Source organism: Parahoeflea olei, from assembly GCF_001703635.1.
Taxonomy (GTDB): domain Bacteria; phylum Pseudomonadota; class Alphaproteobacteria; order Rhizobiales; family Rhizobiaceae; genus Hoeflea; species Hoeflea olei.
The window spans coordinates 50702-62562 of sequence record NZ_LQZT01000023.1 but is presented as its reverse complement, the minus strand read 5'-3'; the positions used below and the strand labels follow the sequence as shown (position 1 = coordinate 62562).

12 protein-coding genes are annotated in these 11861 nt (G+C 64.9%); 7 read left to right on the top strand and 5 right to left on the bottom strand.

The window, feature by feature from the left end; all coding sequences use genetic code 11:
• Window positions 1–124 precede the first annotated feature (124 nt).
• The 6 genes from AWJ14_RS13215 to AWJ14_RS13190 all read left to right on the top strand — a co-directional run bounded on the left by AWJ14_RS13215 (window position 125) and on the right by AWJ14_RS13190 (window position 5853).
• Window positions 125–1051, top strand: coding sequence for an ABC transporter permease subunit (locus AWJ14_RS13215; RefSeq protein ID WP_066179925.1), 927 nt, complete (start codon window positions 125–127; stop codon window positions 1049–1051).
• On the top strand, window positions 1051–2409 hold the full coding sequence (livM, locus tag AWJ14_RS13210; protein ID WP_066179922.1) for a high-affinity branched-chain amino acid ABC transporter permease LivM: 1359 nt from the start codon (window positions 1051–1053) through the stop codon (window positions 2407–2409). Before AWJ14_RS13215 ends, livM begins: the two co-directional genes overlap by 1 nt.
• An 11-nt stretch (window positions 2410–2420) precedes the next feature.
• Complete coding sequence (locus AWJ14_RS13205) at window positions 2421–3395, top strand: ABC transporter ATP-binding protein (protein WP_066179920.1); 975 nt, start codon at window positions 2421–2423, stop codon at window positions 3393–3395.
• Window positions 3392–4123: an ABC transporter ATP-binding protein gene (locus AWJ14_RS13200; RefSeq protein WP_066179917.1), complete on the top strand. Its 732-nt coding sequence runs from the start codon at window positions 3392–3394 to the stop codon at window positions 4121–4123. Before AWJ14_RS13205 ends, AWJ14_RS13200 begins: the two co-directional genes overlap by 4 nt.
• Before the next feature lie 109 nt (window positions 4124–4232).
• A complete protein-coding gene (locus tag AWJ14_RS13195) occupies window positions 4233–4583 on the top strand; it encodes a DUF6867 family protein (RefSeq protein WP_066180585.1) in 351 nt (116 codons plus the stop codon).
• Between the two features lie 166 nt (window positions 4584–4749).
• On the top strand, window positions 4750–5853 hold the full coding sequence (locus AWJ14_RS13190; RefSeq protein WP_066179914.1) for a branched-chain amino acid ABC transporter substrate-binding protein: 1104 nt from the start codon (window positions 4750–4752) through the stop codon (window positions 5851–5853).
• A 175-nt stretch (window positions 5854–6028) separates the two neighbouring features.
• Here AWJ14_RS13190 and AWJ14_RS13185 read toward each other — a convergent pair whose 3' ends face one another.
• From AWJ14_RS13185 to AWJ14_RS13170, 4 genes are all read right to left on the bottom strand, one after another.
• Window positions 6029–6664, bottom strand: a complete 636-nt coding sequence (locus AWJ14_RS13185; protein ID WP_066179912.1) for a nucleoside/nucleotide kinase family protein — start codon at window positions 6662–6664, stop codon at window positions 6029–6031.
• A gap of 8 nt (window positions 6665–6672) precedes the next feature.
• A complete protein-coding gene (locus tag AWJ14_RS13180; RefSeq protein WP_083220250.1) occupies window positions 6673–7473 on the bottom strand; it encodes an ATP-binding cassette domain-containing protein in 801 nt (266 codons plus the stop codon).
• A complete protein-coding gene (locus tag AWJ14_RS13175) occupies window positions 7449–8510 on the bottom strand; it encodes an ABC transporter permease (RefSeq protein ID WP_066179907.1) in 1062 nt (353 codons plus the stop codon). The genes AWJ14_RS13180 and AWJ14_RS13175 overlap by 25 nt, the downstream gene beginning before the upstream one ends.
• Window positions 8511–8627: 117 nt before the next feature.
• Window positions 8628–9665, bottom strand: coding sequence for a sugar ABC transporter substrate-binding protein (locus tag AWJ14_RS13170; protein ID WP_066179904.1), 1038 nt, complete (start codon window positions 9663–9665; stop codon window positions 8628–8630).
• Between the two features lie 232 nt (window positions 9666–9897).
• On the opposite strand from AWJ14_RS13170, the gene AWJ14_RS13165 reads away from it, so the two are divergent.
• Entirely contained in the window at window positions 9898–11097 is a 1200-nt protein-coding gene (locus AWJ14_RS13165) for an ROK family transcriptional regulator (RefSeq protein ID WP_066179901.1), read from the top strand.
• Between the two features lie 112 nt (window positions 11098–11209).
• Here the strand turns inward: AWJ14_RS13165 and AWJ14_RS13160 are convergent, their stop codons facing one another.
• Complete coding sequence (locus AWJ14_RS13160; protein WP_066179898.1) at window positions 11210–11779, bottom strand: P-loop NTPase family protein; 570 nt, start codon at window positions 11777–11779, stop codon at window positions 11210–11212.
• Window positions 11780–11861 lie beyond the last annotated feature (82 nt).

Genomic DNA, 11861 nt, shown 5'->3' with positions numbered 1-11861 from the left:
AAAAGGTTGCACGACGCGGATTTTTCTTGTTTTCGCCCCCGAAAAACACGCTATAGAAACGGCAGGGGAAAGAGGGCGCGTTTCAAGCGCCCCCCAAAAAAATAAGAAGAGGGATAGCGGCCTCATGGAGTATTTTCTTCAACAGCTTATCAACGGGCTTACGCTTGGCTCAATCTACGGATTGATCGCCATCGGCTACACGATGGTCTACGGCATCATCGGCATGATCAACTTCGCCCATGGCGATATCTTCATGGTCGGCTCGTTCATTGCGTTGGCAACATTTTTGGCGCTCGTCGCCATCGGCATCACGGCGCTGCCGCTGATCCTGTTCATCACGCTGCTGGTGTCGATGCTGTTCACCTCCGCCTGGGGATGGACGGTCGAGCGGCTGGCCTACAGGCCCTTGCGCGGATCGTTCCGGCTGGCGCCGCTGATCACCGCCATCGGCATGTCGATCGTGCTGCAGAACTTCGTGCAGATCACCCAAGGCGCGCGCGTCAAGCCGCTGCCGCCGCAGATCCAGGGCGGCATCACCCTGGTCGAGGGCGTGACCGACAACGGCACCATCGCCGTGCAGCTGTCCTACATGCAGATCATCATCATCGCCACGACGCTCGCGCTGATGATCGGCTTTTCTCTGCTGATCTCCAAGACCTCGCTCGGCCGCTCGCAGCGCGCCTGCGAGCAGGACCAGAAGATGGCGGCCCTGCTCGGCGTCAATGTCGACCGCACGATTTCGCTGACCTTCGTGATGGGCGCGGCACTGGCCGCGGTCGCCGGCTTCATGTTCCTTCTGCTTTACGGCGTGATCGATTTCTACATCGGCTTCCTGGCCGGCGTGAAAGCCTTTACCGCAGCCGTGCTGGGCGGGATCGGCTCGCTCCCGGGCGCCATGCTCGGCGGGTTGCTGATCGGCCTCATCGAAGTGTTCTGGTCGGGCTATTTCTCGGTCGAATACAAGGACGTCGCCGCGTTTTCGATCCTCGTGATCGTGCTGATCTTCATGCCTTCCGGCCTGCTCGGCAAACCTGAGGTCGAGAAAGTCTGATGGCAAGCACGACATCCCAACCCAATATCATTGCGGACTCGATCAAGGACGCGCTGATCGCGGCCTTCCTCGCCGCCGTCCTCGGCTTCTTCTTCTTTGCGCTCAGGACCGACATCGGCCCCGGCGGGCTCGACCTGACCTACCGGTGGGGCCTCTGGTTCACCGCCGCGGCGATCGTGTTCGCGGTGCGGCTCCTGCTCAATCTCTTCATCTTCAAGGCTGCCAACCCGATCACGCGCGGCATCAAGCTGTCGGCCCCGGAGGGCGTGACAAGCGTGGTGGGCCGGGGCCTCGGGCCGGTGCTGCTGGCGCTGGCGGCGTGCCTGCCGTTCCTGTTGATGTGGCTGTTTCCGAACCGCGACCGCCAGTATATCGACCTCGCCATCCTGATCATGACCTATGTCATGCTCGGCTGGGGGCTCAACGTCGTGGTCGGCCTCGCAGGCCTCCTCGATCTCGGCTATGTCGCGTTCTACGCCGTGGGCGCCTATTCCTTCGCGCTGCTGGCGCAGCATCTCAATATCGGCTTCTGGACGGCGCTGCCGCTCGCCGGCGTGCTCGCCGCCTGCTGGGGCATCATTCTGGGCTACCCGGTGCTCAGGCTCCGGGGCGACTATCTCGCCATCGTCACGCTCGCCTTCGGCGAGATCATCCGCGTGGTGCTTCTCAACTGGTATGATTTCACCGGCGGCCCGGACGGCATTTCCGGCATTCCGAAGCCGAGCTTCTTCGGCCTCGAATTCAACCGGTCCGGCGGCTTCGCCGAATTCTTCGGCATCGACTACGATTCGATCCACCGCTTCGTCTATCTCTACTACATCATCTTCGCGCTGGCGCTGATCACCAATTTCGTGACGTTGAGGCTCAGGAAGCTGCCGATCGGGCGGGCCTGGGAAGCACTGCGCGAGGACGAGATCGCCTGCCGCTCGCTCGGCATCAACACCACCAACACCAAGCTAACGGCCTTCTCGATCGGCGCCATGTTCGCCGGTTTCGCGGGCTCGTTCTTCGCCACCCGGCAGGGCTTCATCTCGCCCGAGAGCTTTACCTTCCTCGAATCCGCGATCATCCTGGCGATCGTGGTTCTGGGCGGGCTCGGTTCGCAGGTGGGCGTCGTCATCGCCTCGGTGGTGATGATCGGCGGCATCGAAGTGCTGCGCAACCTGAACTGGCTCAAGGACATCTTCGGTCCCGACTTCGAACCCACCCAGTACCGCATGCTGATCTTCGGCCTCGCCATGGTGATGATCATGGTCTGGAAGCCGCGCGGCATCATTTCCAGTCGAAATCCGTCGGCGGTCTACAAGGAAAAGAAGAAGATCAGCTCGGACATGGTCGCCCAGGGTGAGGGCCACTGATGGAAACCGCAATGAAAACCAATCGCGCGCGCAACTGGGACCGCAATGTGGTGCTGTCGGTTGAGCATCTGACCATGCGTTTCGGCGGCCTGGTCGCCGTCAACGACCTGAGCTTCAATGTCGGCCGCGGCGACATCACCGCCCTGATCGGCCCCAACGGCGCCGGCAAGACCACGGTGTTCAACTGCGTCACCGGCTTCTACAAGCCGACCGAGGGCCGCATCGCCATGCGCCACGGCGCGGGCGTGAGCCAGGACCAGATCGAGGCGCTGACCCGCACCGGCCGCCAGTACGACGATGACGGCGACCACCGGGTGTTCCTGCTCGAGCGCATGCCCGACTTCGAGATCTCCAAGCGCGCCAAGGTCGCCCGCACCTTCCAGAACATCCGCCTGTTCGGCGGCATGACGGCGCTCGAAAACCTGCTGGTGGCCCAGCACAACCCGCTGATGATCGCCTCGTCGATGACCGTCGGCGGCATTTTGAACCTGCCGGGCTACCGCAAGGCGCGCGGCGAGGCGATCGATTTTGCCGCCTACTGGCTCGAGAAGACCGGCCTGATCGACCGTGCCGACGATCCGGCCGCCGACCTTCCCTATGGCGCGCAGCGCCGGCTCGAGATCGCCCGCGCGATGTGCATCCGGCCGCATCTGTTGTGCCTCGACGAACCGGCGGCCGGCCTCAACCCGCGCGAATCCACGGAGCTCAACGAGCTGTTGCAATATATCCGCAAGGACCACGACACCTCGATCCTGTTGATCGAACACGACATGGGCGTGGTCATGGAAATCTCGGATCACGTGATCGTGCTCGACTACGGCCAGAAGATCGCCGACGACACCGCCGACGAGGTCAAGAACGACCCGAAGGTGATCTCGGCCTATCTCGGCGTCGACGAGGACGAGGTCGCGGCCATCGAGGAAAGCATCGACATGCCGGTCCACCATGCCAAACACTCCCAGCGCGACGAGGGAGGCCAGCCATGAACACGGACGGCAACATTCTCACCATCCGCGGGGTGGAAACCTATTATGGCAAGATCGTCGCCCTGCGCGGCGTCGATGTCGACGTCAAGAAGGGCGAGATCGTCACGCTGATCGGCGCCAACGGCGCCGGCAAATCCACCCTGATGATGACGATCTGCGGCAATCCGCGGGCGCGCGCGGGTCAGATCGTGTTCGACGGCCAGGACATCACTCAGGCCCCGACCCACGAGATCATCCGCATGGGCGTCGCCCAATCGCCGGAAGGCCGGCGCATCTTCGGGCGGATGACGGTTCTCGAAAACCTGCAGATGGGCGCGCAGCTCGTCTCCGACGACCATTTCGAGGAAGACTTGAGGCGGGTCTACGAGCTGTTCCCGCGGCTCAAGGAACGCGCCGGCCAGCGCGGCGGCACGCTGTCGGGCGGCGAGCAGCAGATGCTGGCGATCGCCCGCGCGCTGATGAGCCGGCCCAAGCTGTTGCTGCTCGACGAGCCGTCGCTGGGGCTTGCGCCGCTGATCGTCAAGCAGATCTTCGAGATCATCCAGGAGCTCAACGCCAACCAGGGGCTCACCGTGTTCCTGGTCGAGCAGAATGCGTTCCACGCGCTCAAGCTCGCGCACCGCGGCTATGTGATGGTCAACGGCAACATCACCATGTCGGGCACCGGGGCAGAGCTTCTCAAGCGCGACGAGGTTCGCGCCGCCTATCTCGAGGGCGGCGCTCACTGATGCGACCGCCCCGGCGGACCGGCCGGGGACCGATGGCATCGACCGGAATGAAGAGACGGCAGACCGCAACGGTCCGATGACCGCCGGCGCCGCGACAGGGAGCCAGGACATGGACCAGAACCTTTTGTGGGAAGTCTCGATCGCCGAATTCGTGTTCGTGACGATGGTGCTCGGCGGCAGCACCGCATGGATGACCGGCCGCGCGGTGGCGCAGACCTGGAGAACCCCGCTGCAGCTTGCGGGCTACATGGTGCTGTTGAGCTTCGCCGTGCGCTTCATCCATTTCGCGCTGTTTTCGGGCACGCTGCTGTCGCTGCACTATTACCTGGTCGATTTCGTGGTGATCCTGATCTTCGCCTTCCTCGGCATGCGCTTTACCCGCGCCGGCCAGATCACCCGCCAGTATAGTTTCGCCTTCGTCCGCTCCGGTCCTTTCAGCTGGAAGCAGAAGGGCCGGTAAGGCGGCACAAGCGGATCAATTCACCGTCTAAAAAGGTCTGTATTTCTTTCGGAAGATCGGCTTAGATGGTTGCATAAGGGGCATACCGCCCCCCACACCGGCGCCGACCAAGACAGCGCCTGCGGAGCCGGTGAAAGGAAACGAACAGGCGTCACTGGGAGTTAACATGAAGAAGATCCTACTGGCCGGAGCCGCCCTTGGCTTCGCAATGTCTTCGGCACAAGCCGAAATCGTTATTGCGACCGCTGGTCCGATGACCGGCCAATACGCATCCTTCGGGGAACAGATGAAGACCGGCGCGGAACAGGCCGTGGCCGACATTAACGCCGCAGGCGGCGTCAATGGCGAAATGCTCAAGCTCGAAATCGGCGACGACGCCTGCGATCCGAAGCAGGCCGTGGCGGTCGCCAACCAGTTCGCCGGCTCCGGCGTGGTGTTCGTGGCAGGCCACTTCTGCTCGGGCTCCTCGATCCCCGCTTCGGCGGTCTATGCCGACGAAGGCATCATCCAGATCTCGCCGGCCTCGACCAACCCGGCCTTCACCGACGAGCGCCCGAACGGCGCCGACGGCGGCAGCTACCGCGTCTGCGGCCGCGACGACCAGCAGGGCGAAACCGCAGCCGCCTATCTGCTCAAGAACTTCGCCGACAAGAAGATCGCTTTCGTTCACGACAAGACCGCTTACGGCAAGGGCCTCGCCGACGCCACCATGGCCTCGTTCGAAGCCGGCGGCGGCAAGCCTGCGATGTACGAAGCCTACACCGCCGGTGAAAAGGACTACTCGGCGCTGGTTTCGAAGATGAAGCAGGAAGGCATCGACGTTCTCTATGTCGGCGGCTACCACACCGAAGCCGGCCTGATGGCCCGCCAGATGAAGGAACAGGGCATGAGCACCGTGCTCGTCTCCGGTGACGCGCTGGTCACCGACGAGTACTGGGCCATCACCGGCGATGCCGGCGAAGGCACGCTGATGACCTTCTCGCCGGATCCGACCAAGATCCCGGCCGCTGCCGAAGTGGTCAAGGCCCTGCAGGATGCCGGCAAGACCACCGAAGGCTATGTGATGTACACCTATGCGGCCATCCAGGCCTATGTGCAGGCCGTCACCGCCGCCGGTTCGACCGACTACGACGCCGTGCGCGAAGCGCTCAACTCGGGCGACTTCAAGACCGTGCTCGGCGACCTGACCTTCGACGAAAAGGGCGACGTCTCGCTGCCCGGTTACGTGTTCTACAAGTGGCACGACGGCAAATACGCCGAAGTCGAATAATCCCGGCTCAGCCCGAGGACAGGGCCCCGGCGCGCAAGCGCCGGGGCCCTTTCATTTGCGCCTGACGGACCCGCCCGCGCGATCCCGGACCAAGGCGAAAAGCTCGGGCGGATCGGACGCCATATGACAAAGAGACAGACGGCCAGTTGCGCGTCCGGGGCGGACGCCTGGCATCTCAATCGCTTGCGAGGGTGAGATCGGCGCCGCGCGAGGACGCGAGCACGCATTCGGCATTGGGGATGTCGTTCGAGAGCGCCCGCGCAAGCGCGCGGTCCGGATCGAGGCCATGCTCGCGCCAGCGGCCCACCAGCCGTTCGCGCAGCGTCTCGATCGGCGCCGTGAGCATCACGGTCAGGTCGAACAGGTCCGCCATCTGCGCCCAGGGCTCGCCCGCAAGCAGCAGGTAGTTGCCTTCGGCGATCAGGAACCGGTGGCCCGGTTCGATCATGCGGCCGCCGGCGCGGGCGAGATCGAGCCTGCGGTCGAACACCGGCACCGCGATTTCGCGGTCGGGCTCGATCACCAGCCGCCACAGCAGGGCGGCATAGCCGTCCGCATCGAAGGTGTGCGGCGCGCCCTTGCGGGCGAGCGTCCCCCGCGCTTCGAGCACCGCATTGTCGAGATGGAAGCCGTCCATCGGCACCACCGCGGCGCCGTGGCCGCGCGCGACGAATTCGGCGACCAGCGCGTCCGACAGCGTCGATTTGCCGACACCGGGCGGGCCGGCAAGCGCGATCATGAAGCGGCGGCTGTCGCCAGCCCTCGCGATCGCCAGGTCGGCGACGCGGGCGGCATTGTCATGTCCCTGCATGGCTGTGCTCAGGCAGCCAGCGGTTCCGGCGGCGGTTCCTTGGCTCCGGTCATGAAGGCGACGGCATCGGACATGGTGTAATCCTTCGGATTGATGACGCACAGGCGCCTGCCGAGCCTGTGGACATGGATCCGGTCGGCAACCTCGAACACGTGCGGCATGTTGTGGGAGATCAGGATAATCGGAATACCGCGCGAACGCACGTCCTGAATGAGCTCAAGCACCCTGCGGCTTTCCTTCACACCGAGCGCCGCCGTCGGCTCGTCGAGGATGATCACCTTGGAGCCGAAGGCCGCGGCGCGGGCCACGGCCACGCCCTGGCGCTGGCCACCCGAGAGCGTTTCGACCGCCTGGTTGATGTTCTGGATGGTCATCAGCCCGAGTTCGTTGAGCTTCTCGCGGGCGAAGCTCTCCATCGCCTTGTGGTCAAGCTGGCGAAGCACCGAGCCCAGGAAGCCCGGCTTGCGCAGCTCGCGCCCCATGAACATGTTGTCGGTGATCGACAGCGCCGGCGACATCGCAAGCGTCTGATAGACCGTCTCGATGCCGGCATGGCGACCGTCGAGCGGGGAATGGAACCGGACTTCCCTGCCCTCGAGCCAGATCTTGCCGCTGTCAGGCGTCACCGCCCCGGAGATCGCCTTGATCAGGGTGGATTTGCCGGCGCCGTTGTCGCCGATCACGGCCAGGATCTCGCCGGGATAGAGATCGAAATCGCAACTGTCGAGCGCGACCACGCGCCCGTAGCGCTTGACCAGATCGCGTGCCTTGAGAATGGGTTGCATCAGACGGACACCTTTCTGATCCATTGGTCGACGGTGACGGCGGCGATGATGAGCACGCCGATGAGCAGGTAGGTCCATTGCGCGTCGGCGCCCAGGAGCCGCAAGCCGAGCGAGAACACGCCGACGATCAGCGCGCCGAACAGCATGCCCATGATCGAGCCGCGCCCGCCGAACAGCGAGATGCCGCCGATCACCACGGCGGTGATCGATTCGATGTTGCCGAGCTGGCCGGAGGTGGGCGAGACCGAGCCGATGCGGCCGATCAGCGCCCAGCCGGCGAAGGCGCAGATCAGGCCCGAGAGCATGTAGACCGAAATCAGCGTGCGCTTGACCTGCACGCCCGACAGTTCCGCCGCTTCCGGGTCGTCGCCCACGGCATAGACATGCCGGCCCCAGGCGGTCTGGCGGAGCACATAGGCGAGGAAAAGAACCAGCAGGACCATGAAGATCGCGCCATAGGTGAAGATCGCTCCGCCGATGGCGATCTTGTTGCCGAAGAACTGCAACAGCGGCGCCTGTTCGGCGATTTCCTGCGCGCGGATGGTCTCGTTGGCGGAATAGAGGAAGTTGGTGGCGAGCACGATCTGCCACATGCCGAGCGTGACGATGAAGGGCGGCAGCCGCATCACCGCCACCAGAAACCCGTTGATGAAGCCGCAAAACGTGCCGCAGGCGATGCCCGCGGCCACGGCGAGTTCGGTCGGCAGGCCGTAGCGGAACGAGAACAGGCCCATGACCACCGACGACAGCACCATGATCGCGCCGACCGAGAGGTCGATGCCGGCGGTCAGGATCACCAGCGACTGCGCGGCCCCGAGGATGCCCACGATCTGCACCTGCTGCAGGATCAGCGTCAGCGCGAAGGGCGAGAAGAACTTCTCTCCCAGAAGCAGCCCGAACACCAGGATCGACGCGGCCAGCACGATCGCCGGCACCATCCAGGGCGTCTGGTGCAGGGCATGCTGGATGCGCTTGACCGCGCCCTGGTCATGGGCCGCAAAGACGGCGACCGAGGACGGGCTGGATGCGGCAGCCTTTTCGTAGTCTTGCGTCTCGGACATGGTTCCTCCCAATTCCGAACGACACGGACGCCTGGCCGTGCTCCCCGCACGTCCCCGGTCCGGCGATGAGGCGGCGCAGGCGCCGCCCCACGAGTGTTGATCCGAAAGGACCGGGGATCAACCCCAGCAGCGATCCATGCCTTCGGCGACCGAGATCGACTCGACGCCTTCGGCCGGCTTGTCGGTGACGAGCGCCACGCCGGTGTCGAAGAAGTTCTTGCCTTCGGTCGGTGCCGGCTTTGTGCCGTCCTTGGCCCAGGCGGCGATCGCCTCGATGCCCTTCGACGCCATCAGCAGCGGGTATTGCTGCGAGGTGGCGCCGATCACGCCATCCTTGACATTGGCCACGCCGGGGCAGCCGCCATCGACGGAGACGATCAGCACGTCGCCCTCGCGGCCGATCGCCTTCAAGGCCTCATAGGCCCCGGCGGCAGCGGGCTCGTTGATGGTGTAGACGACATTGATCATCGGATCCTTGGCGAGCAGGTTCTCCATCGCCTTGCGGCCGCCTTCCTCGTTGCCGGCGGTGACGTCGTTGCCGACGATGCGCGGATCGTCCTCGTCGCCCCACTTGCCCGGATCCTTCACGTCGATGCCGAAGCCGGTGAGGAAGCCCTGGTCGCGCAGCACGCCGACGGTGGGCTGGCTGACCGCGAGGTCGAGCATGGCGATCTTGGCGTTGGCGGCCTCGTCGCCGAGCGTGGCGGCGGCCCATTTGCCGATCAGTTCACCGGCCAGGAAATTGTCGGTGGCGAAGGTGGCGTCGGCCGCATCGATCGGGTTGAGCGGGGTGTCGAGCGCGATCACCAGCATTCCGGCGTCACGGGCCTGCTTGACCGCGGAGACGATCGACGAGGTGTCCGATGCAGTGATCAGGATCCCCTTGGCGCCGTCGGCGATGCAGGTTTCGATGGCGGCGACCTGGGTCTCGTGGTCGCCGTCGATCTTGCCCGCATAGGTCTTGAGGTCGACGCCGAGTTCGGCAGCCTTGGCTTCGGCGCCTTCCTTCATCTTGACGAAGAAGGGATTGGTGTCGGTCTTGGTGATCAGGCAGGCGCCGACGCCGTCACCGGCAGCGAAGGCAGGGGCCGCCGACAGGGCGCCGAAAGCGGCAGCGGCCAACAGCGCGGTCTTGAAAGTGGTCTTGGTGGTCATGTGATCCTCCCGGGATATGACGTTGCACGTCTCGACGATACGGACAGGGAGGTCTCCTCGTCCTCCCTTTCCCGCAACATTGCTAAAACAACATGAACGAACGGGACTGTCAATTAATAAATCATTCTTATTTAGCTATTGATCCCGGGAGATTTTTGCTAGAGTGTTTTCCGATTCCGGTCGGGAGCGAGACGGGACGACACAGGGAGGAGCGGGCCAGGTGCCGAAGAGAATGAAACCGGGAGATCCCCCCAAACCATCGCTCAGGGGCTCGAACCAGAGCGGCCTGCGCGCCCACAACCAGCGGCTCGTGCTCAGCCTGGTCTATGCGCACGGCAACCTCGCCAAGAGCGACATCGCCCGGCTGACCGGGCTGTCGGCCCAGACCGGTTCGGTGATCATGCGCGAACTGGAAGCCGAGGAGCTGATCGTCAAGGGCGAACCGGTGCGCGGCAAGGTCGGCCAACCCTCGGTACCGCTGTCGATCAATCCCAACGGCGCCTTCTTCATCGGCCTCAAGGTCGGCCGCCGCAGCGCCGAGCTGATCCTGATCGATTTCCTCGGAACCCCGCTCGCCACGCTGCGCAAGAGCTATCCCTGGCCGACACCGCAATTGATCATCGAGTTCGTGCGCGCCGGGCTGCCGAAACTGCTCGAGACCCTGCCGCCAGCCTTGCGCCTGCGCGTGGGCGGGCTCGGCATCGCCACACCGTTCGAATTGTGGAACTGGTCCGAGCAGGCGGGCGCGCCGCGCGCGGAAATGGACCTGTGGCGCGGCTGCGACCTGCGGGCGGAACTCGCCGCGATCTGCGCGCTGCCGGTCTACCTGCAGAACGACGCCACCGCGGCCTGCGCGGCGGAACTGGTGTTCGGCAAGCATCCCCGCCTCAGCGACTTCCTCTATCTGTATGTCGGCACCTTTGTCGGCGGCGGCGTGGTGCTCAACGGCAGCGTCTATGCCGGCCGCACCGGCAATGCCGGCGCCGTCGGCCCCCTGCCGGTCACGGGGCCCGGAGGCAAGACCGGCCAGTTGCTCGACTGGGCCTCGACCATGCTGCTCGAACGCATGCTCCGGGATGCGGGCCGTGACCCCTCGCCGCTCTGGAACAACCCGGACCGCTGGGAGGGCTTCGACGACCTGATCGCGCGCTGGATCCCCATCGTCGCCTCCGGCCTGGCCCAGGCCGTGGTCAGCGCCGCCGCCATCATCGACTTCGAGCACGTCATCATCGATGGCGGGATGCCGCAAGCGGTGCGCGACAGCATCGTCGCCGCGACCCGGGCCGAAGTGGCCCGCTACGACCTGCGTGGGCTCGAGGTGCCGACCCTGTTGCCGGGCACCGTGGGTCCGGTCGCGCGCGCGCTCGGCGCGGCCAGCCTGCCCTTGTTCGACAAATACCTGCTCGACCGCAACGCCAGGTTCGGCGGCTGAACGCCGTTTTGTGTTCCGCGAGCGGGAGCCGGCGGTGCGGCCCGGATCGTCCGATCGCGATCAGCCTGATCTCGGCGCAGCCCGATGACCTCCGGATCGGACCCGGAGACGATCAATTGCGCCGAGCCGCCCCCTTAAGCAGCGCATCCATCTGGCGATGGGAGCGAAGCACGGCCACAGGCACATTTGGCCCGTGCTGGTCGATCTGCTTGACGAAAAGCGGGGCGTAGCGCTTCTCGAAGTTCCAGATGTAGGAGAGAAAACCCCGGTCCGGCCAAGGCTCGGGGCAGCCCTCCGCCATTCCCGGTCGAACGGTCCCGTGATAGCGCCAGACCCGCTTGTACAGGCCGAAAATCGCGCGCCATCGCGGCACGCGAACCCACAGGACCAGCTCGGTTCGCGACAGCCTGAGATCCAAAAGCGATGTGCCGCTGCCGTCCATGACCCAGTGGTCCCGCCCGGCCAAGCGGGCAACGATGGCCCGCTGCTCGCTTCGCTCACGCTCGACCCAGCCCGGATGCCAGCGCACGTCCCTGTCGAGCGACTGGAACTCGAGGCCGCGGCAGGCCGCGATCCTTTCGGAAAGCGTGGTCTTGCCGCCGCCCGAACAGCCGATAACCAAAATGCGCCTGGCCTCAGCGAGGATCACCGCAGCCTCTTCCAATGACACATATCTTGGCATCGAAGCCCCCTTCTGGCCGCCCGGCCCGGCATTGCGGCCAAGATCGCCCGCGCCGTCTCCAGGCGGGCATACCGAACCGTGC